Source organism: Bacillus sp. JJ1562, from assembly GCF_036962705.1.
Lineage (GTDB): Bacteria > Bacillota > Bacilli > Bacillales > Bacillaceae_L > Ferdinandcohnia.
The window spans coordinates 37,142-58,594 of record NZ_JBALOQ010000019.1 but is presented as its reverse complement, the minus strand read 5'-3'; the positions used below and the strand labels follow the sequence as shown (position 1 = coordinate 58,594).

The 21,453-nt window shown below is 37.5% G+C and carries 22 protein-coding genes; 18 read left to right on the top strand and 4 right to left on the bottom strand.

Features of this window, described 5'->3' with window-relative positions; genetic code table 11:
* Positions 1-8: 8 nt before the first annotated feature.
* From V7097_RS13020 to sufB, 7 genes are all read left to right on the top strand, one after another.
* Positions 9-851, top strand: a complete 843-nt coding sequence (locus tag V7097_RS13020) for a MetQ/NlpA family ABC transporter substrate-binding protein (RefSeq protein ID WP_335704050.1) — start codon at positions 9-11, stop codon at positions 849-851.
* A 269-nt stretch (positions 852-1,120) separates the two neighbouring features.
* A complete protein-coding gene (locus tag V7097_RS13015) occupies positions 1,121-1,273 on the top strand; it encodes a hypothetical protein (protein ID WP_335704049.1) in 153 nt (50 codons plus the stop codon).
* 405 nt (positions 1,274-1,678) lie between these two features.
* Positions 1,679-2,464: a Fe-S cluster assembly ATPase SufC gene (gene sufC / locus V7097_RS13010; RefSeq protein ID WP_335704048.1), complete on the top strand. Its 786-nt coding sequence runs from the start codon at positions 1,679-1,681 to the stop codon at positions 2,462-2,464.
* A gap of 17 nt (positions 2,465-2,481) precedes the next feature.
* Positions 2,482-3,789, top strand: a complete 1,308-nt coding sequence (gene sufD, locus V7097_RS13005; RefSeq protein ID WP_335704047.1) for a Fe-S cluster assembly protein SufD — start codon at positions 2,482-2,484, stop codon at positions 3,787-3,789.
* Complete coding sequence (locus V7097_RS13000) at positions 3,789-5,009, top strand: cysteine desulfurase (protein ID WP_335704046.1); 1,221 nt, start codon at positions 3,789-3,791, stop codon at positions 5,007-5,009. The genes sufD and V7097_RS13000 overlap by 1 nt, the downstream gene beginning before the upstream one ends.
* Complete coding sequence (gene sufU, locus V7097_RS12995) at positions 4,999-5,445, top strand: Fe-S cluster assembly sulfur transfer protein SufU (RefSeq protein WP_335704045.1); 447 nt, start codon at positions 4,999-5,001, stop codon at positions 5,443-5,445. Before V7097_RS13000 ends, sufU begins: the two co-directional genes overlap by 11 nt.
* A 57-nt stretch (positions 5,446-5,502) precedes the next feature.
* On the top strand, positions 5,503-6,900 hold the full coding sequence (gene sufB / locus V7097_RS12990) for a Fe-S cluster assembly protein SufB (protein ID WP_335704044.1): 1,398 nt from the start codon (positions 5,503-5,505) through the stop codon (positions 6,898-6,900).
* 161 nt (positions 6,901-7,061) lie between these two features.
* On the opposite strand, the gene V7097_RS12985 is transcribed toward sufB, so the two are convergent.
* Genes V7097_RS12985 through V7097_RS12975 form a run of 3 tightly spaced genes read right to left on the bottom strand, consistent with a single transcriptional unit; the run spans position 7,062 to position 9,018 of the window.
* The gene (locus tag V7097_RS12985) at positions 7,062-7,781 is read right to left on the bottom strand and encodes a hypothetical protein (protein ID WP_335704043.1); all 720 of its coding nucleotides are present in this window, start codon (positions 7,779-7,781) and stop codon (positions 7,062-7,064) included.
* Complete coding sequence (locus tag V7097_RS12980; protein ID WP_335704042.1) at positions 7,778-8,653, bottom strand: ABC transporter ATP-binding protein; 876 nt, start codon at positions 8,651-8,653, stop codon at positions 7,778-7,780. Before V7097_RS12980 ends, V7097_RS12985 begins: the two co-directional genes overlap by 4 nt.
* The gene (locus tag V7097_RS12975; protein ID WP_335704041.1) at positions 8,650-9,018 is read right to left on the bottom strand and encodes a GntR family transcriptional regulator; all 369 of its coding nucleotides are present in this window, start codon (positions 9,016-9,018) and stop codon (positions 8,650-8,652) included. The genes V7097_RS12980 and V7097_RS12975 overlap by 4 nt, the downstream gene beginning before the upstream one ends.
* A 435-nt stretch (positions 9,019-9,453) precedes the next feature.
* Here V7097_RS12975 and V7097_RS12970 point away from each other — a divergent pair, with 435 nt between their 5' ends.
* The 5 genes from V7097_RS12970 to V7097_RS12950 all read left to right on the top strand — a co-directional run bounded on the left by V7097_RS12970 (position 9,454) and on the right by V7097_RS12950 (position 14,111).
* Positions 9,454-10,683, top strand: coding sequence for an ABC transporter substrate-binding protein (locus tag V7097_RS12970; RefSeq protein WP_335704040.1), 1,230 nt, complete (start codon positions 9,454-9,456; stop codon positions 10,681-10,683).
* Positions 10,684-10,802: 119 nt separating this feature from the next.
* The gene (locus V7097_RS12965) at positions 10,803-11,663 is read left to right on the top strand and encodes a branched-chain amino acid ABC transporter permease (RefSeq protein WP_335704039.1); all 861 of its coding nucleotides are present in this window, start codon (positions 10,803-10,805) and stop codon (positions 11,661-11,663) included.
* A complete protein-coding gene (locus tag V7097_RS12960) occupies positions 11,664-12,656 on the top strand; it encodes a branched-chain amino acid ABC transporter permease (protein WP_335704038.1) in 993 nt (330 codons plus the stop codon). It abuts the gene before it with no gap.
* Positions 12,653-13,408: an ABC transporter ATP-binding protein gene (locus V7097_RS12955; RefSeq protein ID WP_335704037.1), complete on the top strand. Its 756-nt coding sequence runs from the start codon at positions 12,653-12,655 to the stop codon at positions 13,406-13,408. The genes V7097_RS12960 and V7097_RS12955 overlap by 4 nt, the downstream gene beginning before the upstream one ends.
* Positions 13,401-14,111, top strand: coding sequence for an ABC transporter ATP-binding protein (locus V7097_RS12950; protein ID WP_335704036.1), 711 nt, complete (start codon positions 13,401-13,403; stop codon positions 14,109-14,111). Before V7097_RS12955 ends, V7097_RS12950 begins: the two co-directional genes overlap by 8 nt.
* Positions 14,112-14,175: 64 nt before the next feature.
* On the opposite strand, the gene V7097_RS12945 is transcribed toward V7097_RS12950, so the two are convergent.
* Complete coding sequence (locus tag V7097_RS12945) at positions 14,176-14,970, bottom strand: IclR family transcriptional regulator (RefSeq protein WP_335704035.1); 795 nt, start codon at positions 14,968-14,970, stop codon at positions 14,176-14,178.
* Positions 14,971-15,365: 395 nt separating this feature from the next.
* Between V7097_RS12945 and V7097_RS12940 the strand changes: the two genes are divergently transcribed.
* From V7097_RS12940 to yunB, 6 genes are all read left to right on the top strand, one after another.
* Positions 15,366-16,364, top strand: a complete 999-nt coding sequence (locus V7097_RS12940; RefSeq protein WP_335704034.1) for a VOC family protein — start codon at positions 15,366-15,368, stop codon at positions 16,362-16,364.
* A gap of 36 nt (positions 16,365-16,400) precedes the next feature.
* A complete protein-coding gene (locus tag V7097_RS12935) occupies positions 16,401-17,417 on the top strand; it encodes an amidohydrolase family protein (RefSeq protein ID WP_335704033.1) in 1,017 nt (338 codons plus the stop codon).
* Positions 17,418-17,681: 264 nt separating this feature from the next.
* Entirely contained in the window at positions 17,682-18,530 is an 849-nt protein-coding gene (locus V7097_RS12930) for a DUF72 domain-containing protein (RefSeq protein ID WP_335704032.1), read from the top strand.
* 46 nt (positions 18,531-18,576) lie between these two features.
* Positions 18,577-19,980: a bifunctional metallophosphatase/5'-nucleotidase gene (locus V7097_RS12925; protein WP_335704031.1), complete on the top strand. Its 1,404-nt coding sequence runs from the start codon at positions 18,577-18,579 to the stop codon at positions 19,978-19,980.
* A gap of 115 nt (positions 19,981-20,095) precedes the next feature.
* Entirely contained in the window at positions 20,096-20,398 is a 303-nt protein-coding gene (locus V7097_RS12920; RefSeq protein WP_335704030.1) for a YunC family protein, read from the top strand.
* A 130-nt stretch (positions 20,399-20,528) separates the two neighbouring features.
* Positions 20,529-21,287: a sporulation protein YunB gene (gene yunB, locus V7097_RS12915; protein ID WP_335704029.1), complete on the top strand. Its 759-nt coding sequence runs from the start codon at positions 20,529-20,531 to the stop codon at positions 21,285-21,287.
* Positions 21,288-21,453 lie beyond the last annotated feature (166 nt).

The window sequence follows — 21,453 nt, the reverse complement described above, 5'->3', positions numbered from 1 at the left end:
GAACACAAATGAAAAAATTACTTTATGTACTATTAATTGGACTACTAACCCTTGCTTTAGCTGCTTGTGGGTCAAGTGATGATAAAGCAGAGGGTGGCGACACTAAAGAAGCTGAAGGAAATAAAGAATTAATCGTGGGTGCATCAGCAGTTCCACATGCCGAAGTGCTTGAACAAGCAAAGCCTTTATTAAAGGAAAAGGGAATTGACCTTAAAATTGAAGTGTTTACGGACTACATTTTACCGAACGTAGCACTCCATGGAAAAGATATTGATGCAAACTACTTCCAAACACCAGGCTACTTAGATTTACAATTAAAGGATAATCCGGATTTTGATTTTGTAAGTGTTGGTGAAATTCACAAAGAACCGATTGGGATTTATTCTAAGAAATACAAAAGTTTAAATGAGCTTCCTGATGGGGCGAAAATTATTATGAGCAACTCATTTAGTGACCACGGTCGTATCTTGCCAATATTTGAAAAAGAAGGTGTCATCAAACTTAAAGAGGGTGTTGGTAACCAAGCAAGAGTTGAAGACATCGTCGAAAATCCAAAAAATCTAGATTTCTCAACATTGATTGAAGCAAAGCTTCTTGCTACTTCATTTGAAAATGGTGAAGGTGACGCGGTTGTAATTAACACAAACTATGCACTTGAGGGTGGCGTAAATATTGCAGAGGAAGGGATTGCCTTTGAAGGGGACGATGTGGTTCCTGCAAACTTAGTCGTTGTTAACAAAGGTGACGAAGACCGTGAGGAAATTAAGGCATTAGTTGAAGTATTAAAATCAGATGAAATTCAAAAATTCATCGAAGAAAAATATGCGGGTGCCGTTACTACAGTAAAATAATTTCTAAAAAGAAGCTTGCCTATTGGTAGGCTTCTTTTCGATTCTTGATTATTCTGGAGGAAAACAAAGGAATCGGCCTTAATTCTTTATCCCGTGTTTACCTTAATCCCATACAGCTAAATAAGAATAGGTAGCTTAAAATATTGCATTTTCCCGTCATTGAGATAAAAAATTGATAATGTTACCATTATAACCGTGTTAAGAAAACACGACAAAAATGAAGGGATTGGTTCATTATCAATCGAATCCGTTTAAATTATACGGGCGAAATGGAAAAGGCAATGCATCAAGCACATGGGATTGGCTACGAGGATTACTGTCGAAAGTTCAAGGAACGTTTACGGGTTGAGAAAAACCGTGAACAAGAATATAAACAAGGTCGAATGATTGTTGCTCAAATTGATCGAAGATTTCATATCTAATAGATACGTATCGTACAAGGAGCCCAGTGCTACAAAGCGCTGGGTTTTCATATAGAATGAATTATCTAAATGTGTGAAAAATAAGCCAAGAGAAGAAGGCTATAAAAAAGCGCGATTACCCATCTTCCTTACAAATCTTATTAATTTATGTTATCTTAGTGAGGGACAAGTTTTAAGGAAAAACATCATATTTAGGTTTTAATATCATTCTCAAAAAACAATCGAAATTCACAATTAAGATTCAATCATCACAATGTCAAAAATGTATTCTTATTAGCAATGTGTAAAGGTTGATATCACTTTGAATTTGTTATAAGATTGTAATGAGAATAAAATGAGAATAAAGTTTTGACTTAATTTGTCAATACTATACAAAATATTTTTTGTCTAATGGAGGTAGTAGTTATGGCAGGATCTACTTTAGTAATAAAGGATCTTCATGTCGAAATCGAAGGCAAGGAGATTTTAAAAGGTGTTAACCTTGAAATAAACGGTGGAGAAATTCACGCTATCATGGGACCAAATGGTACAGGTAAATCAACTTTATCATCAGCAATTATGGGTCACCCAAAATATGAGGTTACTAAGGGTAGCATCACTCTAGATGGTGAAGATGTATTAGAAATGGAAGTGGATGAGCGTGCTCGCGCTGGTCTTTTCTTAGCGATGCAATATCCAAGTGAAATCAGTGGTGTAACAAACGCTGACTTCCTTCGTTCTGCAATTAATGCACGTCGTGAAGAAGGCGATGAGATCTCTTTAATGAAATTCATCCGTACGATGGACAAAAGCATGGAAAAACTAGAAATGGATCCAGATATGGCTCAACGTTACCTAAACGAAGGCTTCTCAGGTGGGGAAAAGAAACGTAATGAAATCCTACAATTAACGATGATTGAGCCTAAGATTGCAATCCTAGATGAGATTGACTCTGGTCTTGACATTGATGCATTGAAAGTTGTTTCTAAAGGAATTAATGATATGCGCGGAGAAGAGTTTGGTTGCTTAATCATTACTCACTACCAACGCTTACTTAACTATATTACACCAGATAAAGTACATGTGATGATGCAAGGTCGTGTTGTGAAATCTGGCGGCCCTGAGCTTGCACAACGCCTAGAAGCTGAAGGCTACGATTGGATTAAACAAGAACTAGGAATTGAAGATGAAACAGTAGGTCAAGAAGCGTAAGCGTTAGGAGGATAATTATGACAATCGAAACGAAATTACCATTTGATAAAGATTATGTCAGAGGTTATTCGTCTACTCTTGGTGAACCAAGCTGGTTACAGGAACTTCGCTTACAAGCTTTTGACAAAGCAGAAGAACTTCCAATGCCAAGACCAGATAAAACAAAAATTGATAAATGGAACTTTACACAATTTGCAAACCATGTTGTGGAAAGTGCTCCATATAATTCAATTGACGAATTACCTGAAGAAATCAAATCGTTAATTCATGTTGAAGTAGAAAAGAATATATATATTCAACGTAATAATACACCAGCCTTTATTTCTCTTACTGAAGAAGTAAAAGCAAGTGGTGTTATTTTTACAGATATTCATACAGCTGCTCGTAAACATGGTGATCTTCTTCAAAAATACTTTATGACAGAAGCTGTAAAGGTTGACGAAAATCGTCTAACTGCGTTACATGCTGCGCTCGTAAACGGTGGCGCATTCGTATATGTTCCGAAAAATGTTGAAGTAACTGTTCCACTACATGCTGTATTTATTCAAGAAAACGGCGAAGTGGCTACTTTTAACCATGTAATTGTTGTGGCAGAGGATAATAGTTCTGTTACTTATGTTGAAAACTATCTTTCAACAACAGACTCTGTAAATACGGTTGTAAATATTGTTTCAGAAGTGATTGTAGGGGCAAATGCAAAAGTGACTTATGGGGCTGTTGATGCATTAGCGACAGGAAACACAACCTATGTTGTTCGTCGTGGTGTTATTGGCCGTGATAGTAAAATCGAGTGGGCTCTTGGACTAATGAATGATGGTGATACGATTTCTGAAAATATCACTCATTTAATTGGAGACGGCTCACATGCTGATTCAAAAACAGTTGTTGTAGGTCGAGGCGAGCAAAAGCAAAACTTTACGACAAACATTACTCATCATGGTAAGAATTCAGAAGGCTATATTTTAAAACATGGTGTTATGAAGGACAGCGCGAGCTCAATCTTCAATGGTATTGGAAAGATTGAACATGGAGCATCTAAATCCAATGCTGAACAAGAGTCAAGAGTATTAATGCTTAGCGAAAAAGCTCGTGGAGATGCAAACCCAATTTTACTTATTGACGAAGATGATGTAACAGCAGGTCACGCTGCATCTGTTGGTAGGGTTGACCCGCTCCAATTATATTATTTAATGAGCCGTGGTATTCCGCAGAAGGAAGCTGAGCGCTTAGTTATCCATGGATTCCTTGCACCTGTTGTAAACCAACTTCCAATTGAAGGTGTTAAAAAGCAACTAGTTGAGGTAATCGAAAGGAAAGTAAGATAATGAATATCCAAGATATTCGTTCCATGTTCCCTATTTTAAATCAAGAGGTAAATGGAAAGCCACTTGTCTATTTGGACAGTGCTGCTACATCTCAAAAACCTGTTACTGTTATCGAATCGATTGATCGTTACTATCGGGAATATAACTCAAATGTACACAGAGGGGTTCATACCCTTGGTACAAAAGCCACTGATGCTTATGAAAATGCTCGTGAAAAGGTTCGTAAATTTATCAATGCATCCTCTATTCAAGAGATTATTTTTACCCGGGGAACAACAACTGCAATCAATACGATTGCAGAAAGCTATGGGCGTGATAATCTTAAAGAGGGCGATGAAATTGTCATTACCTATATGGAGCACCATGCCAATATTATTCCTTGGCAGCAAATTGCAAAGCACACAGGTGCTAAATTAAAGTACATTCCTTTACAAGCGGATGGTTCAATTGATCTAAAGGATGTTGAAGCTACTGTTACGAATCAAACGAAGATTGTATCAGTAATGATGGTTTCGAACGTTCTAGGAGCAATCAATCCAATTAAAGAAATTACCGAAATTGCACACCGTAACGGTGCAATAATGGTTGTCGATGGTGCACAGGCAGCTCCACATTTGAAACTTGATGTGAAAGACCTTGATTGTGACTTCCTTGCTTTTTCTGGTCATAAAATGTGCGGACCAACAGGTATCGGTGTTTTATACGGTAAGAAAGCATTACTAGAAAAAATGGAGCCAGTTGAAACTGGTGGTGAAATGATCGATTTCGTTGACCTTTACGAATCGACATGGAAAGAGCTTCCTTGGAAATTTGAAGCCGGAACACCAATCATTGCTGGTGCCATTGGATTAGGTGCTGCAATTGACTTTTTAGAGGATATTGGTCTTGAAAATATTCTCGAGCATGAGCACAAGCTAGCAAATTATGCAATAGAGCGACTGTCACAAGTCGAGGGTCTAACGATTTATGGTCCTAAACATCGTGCGGGAGTAGTAACTTTTAATATTGAAGATGTTCATCCTCATGATGTTGCGACAGTCTTAGATGCAGATGGTATTGCAGTAAGAGCAGGTCATCACTGTGCACAGCCGTTAATGAAATGGTTGAAGGTTTCGGCTACTGCTCGTGCAAGTTTTTACCTCTATAATACTGAAGAAGAAATTGATAAACTAGTTGAAGGACTCATAAAAACAAAGGAGTATTTCAGCAATGGATTCTAACATAAATCTTGATACCTTGTACCGACAGGTGATAATGGATCATTATAAAAAGCCGAGAAATCGTGGAGTTATTCAAGATGGTGCGTTAACAATCGATATGAATAACCCGACCTGTGGAGACCGCATTCATCTTACTTTAAAAGTTGATAATGGTGTTGTTCAAGACGCGAAATACGATGGTGAGGGATGTTCCATTTCCATGTCTTCCGCTTCTATGATGACTCAAGCGATTAAAGGCAAAAAAATTGAAGATGCATTAAAAATGTCACAAATCTTCTCAGAAATGATGCTAGGAAAAGAATATGATGATAGCATTGATTTAGGAGACATTGAAGCACTTCAGGGCGTTTCAAAATTCCCAGCACGTATTAAGTGTGCAACATTAGCATGGAAAGCGATGGAAAAGGGATTTAAGAACGAACAAAATGAATCGTGAATGACCTACTCGTAGAAATGTTACGAGAGTCCCTCACAAAGAATGGAGTGAAGTAAAATGGCAAAGAAAATGCCTGAAATCGGCGATTATAAATATGGCTTTGCAGATAAAGACGTTTCCATCTTCCGTTCAGAACGTGGTTTAACAAAGGAGATTGTCGAAGAAATCTCTCGCATGAAGGAAGAACCTCAGTGGATGTTAGATTTCCGTCTTAAATCCTTAGAGTATTTCTATAACATGCCTATGCCACAATGGGGCGGAGACTTAAATAGCTTAAACTTTGATGAAATTACGTATTACGTAAAACCATCTGAGAAATCTGAGAAATCTTGGGATGAAGTTCCTGAAGAAATCAAAGCTACTTTTGATAAATTAGGAATTCCTGAAGCTGAACAAAAATACCTTGCTGGTGTTTCTGCTCAGTACGAGTCAGAGGTTGTATACCACAATATGAAGGAAGACCTTAAAGAACTAGGAATCGTATTTAAGGATACAGATTCAGCTCTTAAAGAAAATGAAGACATTTTCCGTGAGCACTGGGCAAAAGTAATTCCTCCAACTGATAACAAGTTTGCTGCATTGAACTCAGCTGTTTGGTCTGGTGGATCATTCATCTATGTACCACCAGGTGTTAAGGTTGATACGCCACTTCAAGCATACTTCCGTATCAACTCTGAAAACATGGGTCAGTTCGAACGTACATTAATTATTGTTGATGAAGGTGCAAGTGTACACTATGTTGAAGGATGTACAGCACCTGTATACACAACAAACTCACTTCACAGTGCGGTAGTTGAAATCATCATTAAAAAGGATGCATATTGTCGTTATACAACGATCCAGAACTGGGCAAACAACGTGTTTAACCTTGTTACAAAGCGTGCAGTTTGTGATGCAAATGCAACAATGGAATGGGTCGATGGTAACATTGGTTCGAAATTAACAATGAAATATCCTGCTGTTATCCTTCGTGGTGAAGGAGCTCGTGGTATGACACTTTCTATCGCAATCGGTGGTAAAGGTCAACACCAGGATACTGGTGCGAAAATGATGCACCTTGCACCAAATACGACATCATCGATTGTTTCGAAATCAATTTCGAAACACGGTGGTAAAGTAACATATCGTGGAATTGTACACTTTGGCCGTAAAGCTGACGGTGCTCGTTCAAATATTGAATGTGATACATTAATCATGGATAATCAATCTACATCTGATACAATTCCATATAATGAAATCCTAAATGACAATATTTCATTAGAGCACGAAGCGAAGGTTTCAAAAGTATCAGAAGAACAATTATTCTATCTAATGAGCCGTGGTATTTCTGAACAAGAAGCGACTGAAATGATCGTAATGGGCTTCATCGAGCCATTTACAAAAGAGCTTCCTATGGAATACGCAGTTGAAATGAACCGCTTGATCAAGTTCGAGATGGAAGGTTCTATCGGATAAATACTAAAAACCCTTGTACATCAAGGGTTTTTGTTTTTTTGGCACGTGCCAAGCTGCGGTTCGTGCTAAGTTCGTGCTAAGTTCATTTTATATTAGGCTTCTCATGAGTTAGGCAAACTTTTGAGAAGCCTCTTTTTTTATGTGTTTCGTTACGTTTTTTTCTAATCCTTTTTCACCTTAGCTATTAACGGTGCGTTTCGCATGATTGGATATGTGATGAACAATGCAATCAGACTAATCGTGATCACAACAGAAAATATCACCATGTCATGAAAGTCCTGAGTCACTAACCATTCCCATATTGAAAAATCGATCAAACCACTGTAGTTTAATAGCGTACAGATGCTCACTACTACCATCAACCAGATCATACTTTTCTTGAAACCAAGTCTATAATTTATCGTGAAAAACAGGAAAGCGAAGGAGAAGGAAAAGATACCTACCATAAGATCTATTAAATAATAGGATAGGAAAGTATACTCTTGATTAAAGAAGGTTGCTGGATGCAATATTTGAGCCGCTACGTTCCATCGCTCATAAATTGTTAAGAGAATCCATTGCAAGACGTTTAAAATAAAGGTGATAATCAATACACTTGTTAAACCTACCGCATAGAAAGTTTTCAACAAATTGATCCTTGTACTTCCCATTCCTATTGCGACAGGGAAAATAGTACTGAATCCATTAATTGCAAACAGTGGAATAAAAAAATATGTTGGTCCTGAGATGGCGGCAATAACATCTTCATTCAAGTTAAAGAAATATCCAATAAATAACCATAACAAAAGTAAAGGGATAGTTAAATACAGAAAAAGAAACTTCCCCAACGCATATAGTGCTCCTTCATAAACAATCCTAAATGTCCCACTGTTCAAGTTCATATTTTCACCTCACTTCGTTCTTCCGTTCTATTTAATAAATAATCATGCAGAGAGGCTGGTTCTATTGATAAGCCATGGGATTGAGCAAAATGCTTCCATTCGTTTGTATAAGGTTCATCAAGCATGACTTTCATTTTCGTACCCAATTCTTGTTGCTCTAACACTGTGTGCGACTGAATGATATTAAAAAAAGAAGTCTTCTCTCCACTTAACCAAATGCCTTTTTCCCGCATTGTTTCCATTGTTTCATGGAAAATTACTCGACCATCATGAATCACTACCAACGCTTCACATAGAGCTTGAATTTCTTCAATATGATGGGAGGATAAAAAAATGAGCCTCGGGTTTTCTTCATAACTCTCCATTAACACTTTGTTAAATTTCTTTCTCATTCCTATATCTAAACCATTGGTCGGTTCGTCAAGTATTGTTATGTCAGCATTACTGGCAATGCCGATAATAAATTGCAATGCCGATTTCATCCCTTTAGAGAGCCCGGACACATATTTGTTTTCATTCAAATTAAAAACTGTTAAAAGCTCTTTTGCATAATCTATATCAAAATTTGGATTGTAATAATCACCAAAGCGTAACGCATCTTTTATTTTCCAAATCTTATTGAATGGATGATCTTCTTGCATATAACATAAATGATTATTTATTCGATCATGATTATAAGGATTAAATCCCAGTATGTTTATCTCACCCTGACCAGGTTTTAGATGACCGGCTAACAACTTCATAAAAGTTGTTTTCCCAGTTCCATTTCGCCCCCAAAGTCCAACGATGATTCTCTCACTCTCTAACAAATTAAAGTCATGCAATATTTCGGTTGAATCATAACTAAAGTGAACCTGATTGACTTTTATCATGTTTGAGCCTCCTTATTAATTAGTTGGATAATCTTTTGGACATCCATCCCTAAACGGGCCCCTTCTTTTAATAAAGGGGTTATATAATTCTGACGATATTGTTTCTGCCGTTCACCTATTATTTTTTGATAAGCTCCTTCACTAACAAACATTCCGATACCTCTTTTTTTATAAATAAAAGCATCATCAACTAAAGTTTGAAGCCCTTTTCTTACGGTTGCACGATTAATATTGTAAAACTGAGCCAAATCATTCTCAGAGGGCAATTGTTCACCTTCTTTTAAATGACCTTCCACAATTTCATCTAATATGATTTGTGTAATTTGTAGAAAAAGTGGTTGATCTTCATCTAATAATGGCTTCAAAGCTTCACCTCCGAAATATATACTTGATTACTCGACTATACAACCATACAATAATTTACTTTTTTTGTAAAGTTATTTTACGTTTTCTCTCAGATAAATGATTCAAAAAGACTCTACCACAGATTGCGGAAAAATATAAAGTTGCAACTTTATTTACTAATTTGAAAAATCACCTTTAACTGCGAGGTGGTTTTTTATATTTTTATTTAAAAAAATTAAACAAGTTGCGTATAGCGGAACAATGGTGTTGCAGAAGGAACAAAGACATACTAATATTCTAGTAAGATAGAAAACTCAGAACATTTTGAAGTAAATGTCGAAAACGTGTCGGAAAAGGAGGTATTTATCAAATTACATAGAACGAATATGTAAACGCTTTAAAAAAGTAGTTTTGAAATGGTAGTTAATCAGTAATTACAAAAGGGGGAATTGAAAATGAAGAAAACGAAATCAAAATGGAAATTAATGTGCCTGTTTCTTTTAGCAATAATGATTTTTGTTGCAGGTTGCCAAGGAGCAAAACAAGAATCTACCACAACAGGGGGAAAATCTAAATCAGCAGAAGGCGAATCGATTAAAATTGGTTTTGTCCTATCCTTTACAGGTCCATTGGCTCCATTATCTGAAAGTATTAAAGAAGGATTCGAACTATATTTAGAAGAACATGATGGGAAATTAGGCGGTAAAAATGTAGAGCTAAAATTTGAAGATGACGAAGGAAATCCTCAGGTTGGTTTAAGAAAATATCGACAATTAGTTCATAGTGAAAAAGTAGACCTTCTTGTTGGAACAACTAACTCATCTATCGCTCTTGCATTACGTGATGAAGTAAATAAAGACAAAATTCCAATGATTATACCAAACGCAGCAGCAGACGATCTTAACTGGAGTAAAAAGAGTGATTATGTATACCGTGTTTCTTGGTCTAACTGGCAAAATGGATACCCGCTTGCAGAGTATGTAGCAGAAAATGTTGGTAAAAAAGCAGTTATTATGGGTTCTGATTTCCCAGCTGGTATCGAAGTATTAAGATCATTTAAGGCTGCCTATGAAGAAGCAGGCGGTGAAGTATTAAAAGAACTTTATCCGAAATTAGGAACAAATGACTTCTCTACTTATTTACAAGAAGCATCTAGCTTAGAGCCAGATGTAATCTACTCCTTCTTTGCTGGTAGTGACGGCATTCGTTATATTCAACAATACAAGGAATTTGGTTTGAAAGATAAAATTCCAATGTCTGGAACATTAGAGTTCGGTGATTTACTAATGTTAGAGCCTACTGGAGATGGTTCGGAAGGATTTCTTGCTGGAACTGTATACTCTCCTTGGTTAGAGAATGATTTAAACAAAAAATTTGTTGAAGGTTATGAAAAGAAATACGGAAAGCTTCCAAATACGTTCTCTGTTAATGGATATGACTCAGCAACAGTTATTGACAAAGCTATAGCTGCAGCAGGTGGCGTGGAAGCAGAAAAATTAATCAAAGAATTACCAGGTATTTCTTATGATAGTCCTCGTGGGCCAAGTACAATTGATGAAAAAACGCATAACATCATTCAGAACATGTATATTACGAAAAATGTGATGAAAGATGGAAAACTTGTTCCTGAAGTAATTGAAACAAAAGAAAAAGTAACAATGCCAGAGAAATCACCATTTGAATAATGGTTACTAGAATTTATTATTAACTAAATAAATGGGGCTGTCCCAAAAGACAACCCCATTTATTATTTAAAAGACAGATTATTCTACTACATTATAAAAAGGAAGAGAGGGGAGAGTCCTTGGATATAATTCTAGTTCAACTTATAACGGGCATTGCATATGGAATGCTTTACTTTATGATTGCAGCAGGGCTTACGATTATTCTTGGAGTTATGAATGTTGTTAATCTATCACATGGAGCACTGTTCATGCTAGGATCCTATTTGGCCTTTACCTTTATTAGCAATGGGATTAACTTTTGGTTTGCATTACTTTTATCCGCTATTTCAGTAGGGATATTTGGTCTTATCCTTGAAAAGGTATTAATCAAAGTTGTTTATGGAAAAGTGCTGCAACAAGTGTTGCTGACATTTGGTTTAATGCTTGTTATTGCTGACTCTGTCAAATGGATTTGGGGAACAGAAATGCAATTGATTTCAGTACCTGCCATGCTTAATATGTCCATCCCAATTGGGGATATGGCATTCCCGGTATTTCGTTTATTTGTCGTTTTAGTTGGTTGTTTATTAGCAGTTTTATTATGGTATTTAGAAGCAAAGACACGTATAGGGGCAGTCATTCGAGCAGGGGTAGATGATCGTGCTATGGTTAGTGCTCTAGGTATTAATGTAGGGGTTGTATTTACAGGTGTATTTATCTTTGGAGCAGCTTTAGCTGGATTTAGTGGAGTATTAGGCGGGCCACTCTTAGGTATGTATACAGGAATGGAAGCTGAGATCCTTATCACATCCTTAATAGTCGTTGTAATAGGTGGCTTGGGTTCATGGAAGGGATCATTTATTGGTGCTTTAATCATTGGGGTGTTGGAAATATTCGGTAAAGTATGGTTCCCATCCTTATCCATGCTCATTGTATTCTTAATCATGATGATTATTTTAATTATTCGTCCTCAAGGTCTATTTGGAAGAGAGGTGGCATAATTGAAAAAAAATATTCTTTATGCTGTTTTACTTCTCCTCGTCGTTTTCGTGGTACCACAAGTACTTTCTGATTTCGGAACGAATTTAACAACTGAAATTTTTATCATGGCTATGTTCGCCATGAGTTTGGGCTTAATTATGGGATATGCTGGTTTAGATTCCCTAGGGCATGCTGCCTTTTTTGGAATTGGTGCCTATTCTGTTGCATTAATCGGGCAGTTTGTGACTAATACGTATTTAATCATTATTATAGCGGTTGTGATTGCTGGATTGCTTGCATTCATTACTGGAGCCGTATTTATCCGTACTTCTCAATTCTACTTTCTAATGATTACTCTTGCTTTTAGCCAAATGATATTTACTCTATTCTGGCAAATGAAGGATGTAACAGGTGGAGCGGATGGGATGTCTGTTTCTGCTATTATGAATCTTGGATTTGGTGACATATTTGATCCGCGTACTATGTATTATGTGATGGGAATTATTTTTGTCGCCGTCTTTATCTTACTAAGATTATTCGTGGAATCTCCAGCAGGAAAAATTACGAAAGGCGTCATGGAAAATGAAGGGCGTATGAGTGCGCTTGGCTATGACGTTCGTGTTTATAAACTATTAGCCTATACCCTTTCCGGAGCATTAGCAGGGTTTGCTGGTTCACTTTATTCCTTCTATAACGTTTTCGTCTCTCCAGAGTTATCAGGTTGGCTGTTTTCAGGTCAAGTAATGATCATGGTTATCATTGGGGGCGTAGGAACCTTGCTTGGACCTGCCATTGGAGCGGGTGTATTCATTTTCCTCCAAAACTTTATCAGTACCTATACGGAAAGATGGCCATTGATTTTGGGTGCGATTCTCATCTTCCTTGTTCTTCTTGGAAAAGGCGGAGTCATCCAGTGGTTGAAATTAGGTGTCGATATGATTTTTAAAAATAAACGCAAAAATAATAAAGATTCCTCTACTAGTCAACCAGAAAAGGAGGAGGTTATCAGTTGAGCTTACTAAAAGTAGATAAAATAAATAAATCATTTGGAACCCTACAAGTACTACATGATGTATCATTGGAAGTACAGCCAGGCGAACGTCATGTTATTATTGGCCCAAATGGTGCTGGGAAAACGACTCTTTTTAATTCTATAACAAATCATCTTCCTATTACTTCAGGAACGGTGCATTTTGAAGGGAAAGATATTACAAATCTTCCTTCTCATAGATTAGTTCATTTAGGGATGTCACGAACATTTCAAAAGAATAATTTATTTGGTGATTTAACGGTCGAAGAAAATATTCATCTTGCCTTAACAGCCAAGAAAAAATATCGTCATGACGTATGGTTTTCCCTAACAAGTCGTTCTGACATAAAAAAAGAAACAAATCAGATATTAGAAGAATGGAAGATTACCCATCGCCGTGATGTGAAAATAAATAATCTATCCTATGGGGAACAACGTTTACTAGAAGTACTATTGGCAATGGCTAGTAAACCAAAGCTTCTCTTATTAGATGAACCAACATCTGGAATGTCTCCGGCAGAAACAACTCAAACTTCCGAGATGATTCAAAGACTGCCGCGCTCCATGGCGTTAGTGGTAATAGAACATGATATGGAAGTAGTCTTTGCGATTGCAGATCGAATTACTGTTCTTCACCATGGTGAGCCAATATTAACTGGTGCTCCAGAAGAAGTTAGAAATAGCGATATGGTAAAGGAAATTTACTTCGGTGGAGGTGCGAAAAAACATGCTTGAGTTACAAGATGTTCATTCCTATTATGGAACAAGTCATATCCTTCAAGGGGTTACATTTACCGTTCCAGAGGGAAAATGTGTCGCACTTTTGGGACGAAATGGAGCAGGAAAAACAACAACAATTCATACTTTATCTGGTCTGGTCAAATCAAAACGTGGTACCATCACTTTTAATGGTAAACAAGTACAAGCTCTACCAACACACCAAATTTCTCGTCATGGTATTGGCTTAGTACCACAAGGAAGAAGAATATTTCCCTCCCTTACCATTAGAGAAAACTTAACGATGCCTGCTCGGAAAAGAAAAGGAAATAGTCAAGCAGTAAACTGGGATATCGACAAGGTTTATGAGCTATTCCCAATTCTTAAGGAACGCGAAAATAATATGGGTAATCAGCTATCCGGCGGACAGCAGCAAATGCTGGCAATTGCTCGGGCATTGATGACTAATCCGCAGTTTCTGTTAATGGATGAGCCATCTGAAGGACTCGCCCCGGTTATTATTGACCAAGTGGGTGAGATTGTCTGTAAGCTGAAAGAGACCGGACTTTCGATATTAATGGTGGAGCAAAATATTTCACTTGCCTGCCAGGTAGCGGATGAAATCTTAATCATGAACAAGGGTACGATTGTTTGGAATGGTTCACCTGATGAATTGTTAGAAAATAAGGATGTTCAGCATAAATATTTGGGAGTTTCATAGCTTCCAAAAAAGGTAGACTCATATCTCGAGTCTACCTTTTGCTTAATTTATTCCTTTTAATAATCTATCGGATCTCCAAAAATCTTTTATCATACCCTAACCTTTCAGAAGCTTCATTGCCTGCATTTATTACTTTTTTTGCGATATCCGGTACCTTATAATCTGGCATGCGTTGGAGAGGGCCGACTACATTTATGGCAGAGATAACCTTCCCTGTATAATCACGAATAGGTGCTGAGACAGATCTTGTTCCTTCTGTTAATTCCTCGGTACTTATTGCATACCCTCTTTGTCGAATTAACTCCATTTCTTTCCGCAACTCATCTGGGTCTGTAATACTTTTACTTGTATAGGCATGCAGCCCTTGTTCGATTGTCTTTTCAACAACATTAGTTTCATCAAATGCAAGCAACACTTTCCCGGAGCTTGTGCAGTAAGCAGGGTTTTTTCTGCCAAGATGGGTGAGAATACGAACAGGGTGAGTGCATTCCTCCTTATGAATATAGATTGTGTCCAGACCATCCAGAATCGATAAATGTGCTGTTTCGCCTGTATCATGCACTAATTTATGTAGTAGGGGGGCTGCTTCTTTATGGATTTCCAAGTGATTTGTAACAATCCCGCCTAGTGTTAATACTGATAATCCAAGTTTGTATTTTCCAGTCCTTTTCTCTTTTACTACAAAACCTTCATGGGCAAGTGTTGCAAGCAAACGACTTACTGTACTTTTTGCTAGACCGAGAGATTCTGACAGGTCACTCACCTTTTGTGTAGGTTCAAATGTCGAAAAACTTTTGAGAATACGAAGTGCATTACTGACGGATGAGAGAATTTGTGGATCATTTCTTTTCTTAGACATTTTCCATTCCCCTTTCGTTAGATGTTCCATATAGCGGAACAAAATATATGCTTTAAATGTTAGTTAACATATAAAAATCAATTATGTTCTAAATATTCTATCATTTATATTTGGTTGTGTATATGAAAATGGCAACGTTTACAATTATTTTAATGGAATTTTCCTCTTTTTCTAAAAATATTCCCTGCTGTTCCACATAGAGGAATCTAGCGCTTTTGTTTGCATTTTCTTGCCCATATAATAGGAACTAGTTCAGGAATATCATCCTGTAAATCAAAAAAACCATATTTTTTACAATGAATTATTTGAATAATGAGAATTACCTAAGGAATGTGAGCGATTTCCATTATGGAATAATTTATTCGAAAACAAAGGGAAAATTGGAGGTATGAAAAATGACGTTATCAAATGCAAAACAAAAAGAGGTAGAACTTACTGAACTAGATTTGAAATTATCGAATGTTGCACACATTGGTCATGCATCAATCAATGTGACTAACCTCGAAAGATCTACATGGTTTTTCACTGAGGTTCTCGGACTGCATGTATCCGCAGAGGAAAAAGACAAGGTTTATCTTCGAGCATGGCAGGACTGGGACCATCATACATTGGTTCTTCAAAGGTCCGAAACATCTGGTCTAAATCATTTTGGTTGGCGAGTTAACTCTGAAAAGTCACTCTATGCATTCGAAAAATCGTTAATAGAGTCAGGGACAGACTATGAGTGGATTCAAGGTGGTACTGAACTTGGACAGGGTGATGCCATCAAATTCCACAGCCCAGCTGGAATTCCTGTTGAGCTTTACTGGGAAATGGAAAAGTATTCGAACCCACTAACAGCTTCCAAATTGCCAAGTCACCCAATGAAATATACTGGAAAAGGTGCAGCGCCACGCCGCTTTGACCATGTGAATGTGATGGTAGATGATGTTGCAAAAGAACAAGAATGGTGGACTAATTTCCTTGGAATCCATCATCGATACTATATCCAAAATGAAGCCGATGTTCGTCTTGGCTCGTGGCTGAGCAAAACAAATATAGCACATGAAATTGCGCTCATGCGTAACAGTAATCAATCAGGAGCACTCCTCCATCACGTTGCATATTTTCTAGATTCACCAGATGAATTACTTCGTGCACTGAATATCATGGCTGAAAATGACATCAAAATCGAGTGGGGACCAGGAAAGCATGGTACAAGCGGTGCACAATTCCTATATGCTTTTGAGCCTTCGGGCAATCGAGTAGAACTGTGGACAGGTGGAATGCTTATTTTCGCACCAGACTGGGAGCCAATTGAATGGCAATCAGGAACAGGGCAATTTGGTCTTGATATGTGGGGAAGCACACCACCAAAAAGCTACTTAACTTATGGTACAGAAATAAAGAAATAGATCGTTCGGGAGATTTTAAGAAAGGAGGTTTTCAGTTTGACAAAAAAGTTAAGGGTTGATTTTCATACGCACATCATCTCCGAAGAATTCCCTGATCTGGCAGCGAAATATACAGATAATCGATTTCCAACTCTAGAAATGACCTGCAGCTGCGGTGCTGAAATTAAGATCCAAGGTAAAACATTCAGGAAGATAACGGACCAGACATGGGATCCTGAAAAGCGGATTGAGGACATGGACAAGGAAGGTGTGGATATTCAGGTTCTGTCACCGATTCCTGTAACCTTCGCCTACTGGTCGGATTCGCAGGCAGGATTGGAGCTTGCACAGTCACAAAATGATTTTATCGCTTCAGTGGTGAAAAAGTACCCGGATCGATTTATTGGAATGGGCACGGTTCCACTGCAGGATATGAAACTGGCGATAGCCGAGATGGAAAGGGCTGTTAATGAGTTAGGACTTAAAGGGATTCAGATAGGATCGAATGTAAACGGACTGAATCTAGATGACGATTCCTTGTATCCTTTTTTTGAAGCAGCAGCAGAATTGAATGTTCCACTTTTTGTCCATCCATGGGCAACATTAGGTAGAGAAAGACTGCAACGTTTTAATTCAATGTATACTGTCGGAATGCCATCAGAAACTGCCTTAGCAGCAGGAAGTATCATAATGAGTGGGATGCTAGATAAGCTACCAAATCTAAAAATTTGTTTTGCACATGGTGGGGGGTCTCTGCCTTATATCCTTCCAAGAATGGATAAAGGCTGGGAAGTCTGGCCGGATACCCGGAATACAGAAAAACCCCCAAGCTTCTATGCAAAAAAACTGTATTACGATTCACTCGTTTACGATTCGGATAATTTGAAATTTATGATTGAACGATTTGGGACAAAGCAAATTATTGCCGGATCTGATTATCCATTCCTGCTACGTGAAAAGCCGGTTGGAAAGGTTATTGACAGTCTTGAGGATATTTCAGAAGAAGATACAAAACTAATGCTTGGACAAAATGCATTGGATTTTCTTGGATTGAATGAATTGGTTAAAACTTAAATCGTAATAACGTGGGAAAGATTATTAAGTTTTAGGAAGTCGAATTGCAAGACTAGTATGCAGTGATGAATTTACATGCCATGTATAAAGAGGTTTTGGAATTTGTTATAGTGGAAATACACCATGCGGAAGGAACCGCATGGTGTATTTTAATTTTTGATTTATATTTTAAAGTTCCGAAAATCATCACGAAGTATTAAAAATCTTTCTCAAAATGTTAAAATAAATGATATAAGTTGCTGATTATACATAGGAGGTGAGCCGATGATCTACGTCGGTGTTACTGGCTGGGGGGACCATGATAGTCTATATGCTGCTGGAACATCACCAAGGGACAAGCTAAAGGAATATGCTGGTCATTTTCCAATCGTCGAAGTAGATGCATCCTTTTACGCCATACAGCCTAAACGGAACGTTGAAAAATGGATAAAAGACACACCGGATACCTTTCAATTCATTGTCAAAGCCTATCAGGGTATGACAGGACATCAGCGTGGTGAAATTCCATTTGAATCAAGAAAAGACATGTTTGATGCCTTTTGTTTATCACTTGAACCGTATCGGCAATCCAACAAGCTCGCCATGGTTTTATTTCAATTTCCACCGTGGTATGATTGTAAACGTGAAAATGTGGACTATTTGAGATGGTGCAAGCAACAAATGGGGGATATCCCGGTAGCACTAGAGTTTCGACATCAATCTTGGTTTTCATCACAACTACAGGATCAAACCTTATTATTTATGAAACAAGAAGGGTGGATTCATAGTATCTGTGACGAACCTCAAGCCGGCTCAGGTTCAATTCCAATGGTCCTTCATCCAACAAACCAACAGAAAACACTTATACGATTCCATGGTCGCAATGTTCATGGATGGACAAAGCCAAACGAAGGCAATTGGCGTGATGTTAGGTACTTATACAAGTATAATAAGAAAGAACTAGAAGAATGGATTGAGTACATCCATGAACTCAACAAAGAAAGCGAAACCATCTATGTGTTGTTCAATAATAACTCAGGTGGAGACGCAGCAGACAACGCTAAACAATTTATCGATATGCTCGGAATCGAATACCGAGGCCTTGCTCCAAGGCAATTAGACTTTTTTAGTTAATACTACATATACAGGATTCTTAAAGATACGAATGGAGGTGAATGGATTGGTTGAAACAGTACATATTTATCATACAAACGATCTCCATAGCCATTTTGACCGCTGGCCCAAAATCACAAAATATATTACGGAAATGAGACAGCATCACCATCAAAACAATGAAGAAATGCTATTAATTGATATTGGAGACCATATTGATCGCTTTCATCCAATTTCAGAAGCTTCCTATGGAAAGACGAATGTTAAGCTTTTAAACCAGCTACATTACGACTATGCAACCATCGGAAACAATGAGGGAATTACGATGTCCTATGAACATCTTGATTCCTTATATAACGAAGCTGAATTTAAGGTATTACTTGCAAATCTTTTTGACCGGAATGAAAAGCTACCAAACTGGGCTCGTCCCTATGATATTCACATCTTGCCAAGTGGTTTTAAAATTGGAATTATTGGTTTAACTATTCATTATATTGGATTATATAAGCTACTCGGCTGGAAAATCAAAGACCCACTCGTTGTTTTAAGAGAAACACTTGATGAACTTAAAGGCAAAACCGACATGATCCTCTTGTTGTCTCATCTAGGAATCAATGAGGACGAACAAATCGCAAGCCGCTTCCCTGAAGTTGATGTCCTCCTTGGTGGGCATACACATCACCTTTTAGAAAATGGCAAACGAATTAATAATACATTGCTATGCTGTGCGGAAAAATACGGGAATTACATCGGTCATGTTACCCTTAAAATAGATCCGGAACAAAAACAGCTTATCGAAAGTACAGCAAATGTAATCCCAACAAAATTGCTTCAAGCGAGCGAAGAAACGAATGAAATCCTTTCACAGTTCTTATTGGAAAGCACACAAATTTTAAGAAACGATATTATCGCAGAAATAGATGAACCACTCATTAGTGACTGGTTTGCTAAGAACTCTTTTTCTATGCTTTTAGCTGAAGTGCTCCGTGAATGGTGTGATGGTGACATATCAATGGTCAATGCGGGGCTGTTGCTTGATTCGCTCCCAATCGGAAAAGTAACAAGAGAAGACCTGCATCGAATCTGCCCACATCCAATCAATCCTTGTAAGGTTTGGGTAAAAGGTGATGAACTTAAGGAAATCATTTTACAGGCAAATACAGAGGAAATGGAAAACCTCAGAATTAAAGGCCTAGGCTTCCGTGGAAAGGTCATGGGGAAAATGGTGTATGATGGAGTAGAGCTCGAAACGGCAATGCTCTCAGATGGAGTGGATCATATTACTGAAATTAAAATCAATGGTGAAAAGCTTGAGCCAGATAAAACATATTCGATTGCAACCATTGATATGTTTACGTTCGGATTGCTTTTTCCTGTCATACGGGATGCAAAAGAAAAAAAATATTATATGCCGGAATTCATAAGGGATCTTTTGGCTGAAAAAATAAAATCAATCAGTAAAAAGGTCTAAGCTTCCTAGTCAAAAGATGTAGCAAAAGATAGGTCAATAACAAGCACCAATTTCTAACACAATTTTCTTTCCAGATACATAATTATAAATTAGTAAGGAAAGGAGTGTGCTAGGAATGGTCTCAATGACACCAATAATAATTGATAATCATCAATTTACAGCTATTACCGTTAACCTACCTAAAACGAATTTTATGGCAGTCACAAATGAAAATGGCTACATTATGTGTGGAGCACTTGACGTTGCACTATTAAATGAAAAACTTAAAGAACGAGGCATTATTGCTGGTAGGGCAGTTGGTGTTCGTACAATCGAGCAATTACTGGATGCCCCTCTCGAATCAATCACATATGAAGCCGAAAACCGAGGAATTACAGTAGGAATGAAAGGCAAAGACGCCCTATTAAAAATGATCTAATACTAAAAAACCTAAGGGAAGGTATTCCATATAAATAGAGGCTGTTATCACAGAATTATGTTGAATAAAAATAATTATCGTACATCCCCCCTTACTTGCATACATATAGCATGTAAGGGGGGATTTTCGTTTGGCAAAATACAGACGTCGTCTACAACCAAGAAGGAAAGGGCCCTTGCCTTTTCGTTACGTCTTTTTATTAACTATTGTCTTTTTTATCTTCTCGACGTTAATCGGTTTATTTATTATTAACAAAGCGATTGAGCCTGCACTTTTGGCATATGCTGAAAATGAAACAAAGAAGGTAGCTGCCTCTGTAATCAAAAATGCAATTAACCAACAAATAAATGAAGAAGAATTAGTCCAAGAGGATTTAAGTATTGTCCAAACAGATGAAACTGGGAAAGTAATTAGTTATAACACTCAGATGGTCAACAAAATGGCAACAAAGACGCTTGGAAATATTGAGAGATATTTAAAGTATGTTAATGAAGGAGAAATTAATAAACTTGAAAATCCAGATTTAGAAGTTGAAAAAGATGATGCAACAGGGCAAACAGGATTTGTCTTTAAAGTACCCCTTGGAGAGGCAACAAACAATGCCATCCTAGGGAACTTAGGTCCGGAAATTCCGATTCGATTTCATATGGTCGGTTTTGGGGAAACAACGCCACAAGGAAAAATTGACGAGTGGGGAATTAATAATGGATGGTTTCAGTATAATGTTCTCGCGACAGTAACAATGCAAGTTATTTTACCATTTTCAACAGGAGAGGTTGAAATCGAAACCATTATTCCTGTTATCAACCAAAATATTTTGCACGATGTTCCTGAATTCTATAACAATGGTAGTGAATCTTCACCCTCTATTGAGCTCCCGACAAATTAAGAACAAAAGTGGAAGTGCCTTGAAAAGCCCTGACAAGCATAAGTTGAGCTGGCTAGAAGGTTGCTCTTAGATCTTCTTGACAGATAGGCTTGTGACCTCGAACTGCTCATAGCGAAGCTTTTTGCAAGATACTCACAGAAGCATATTCAAGGTGAAAACTGGCTAG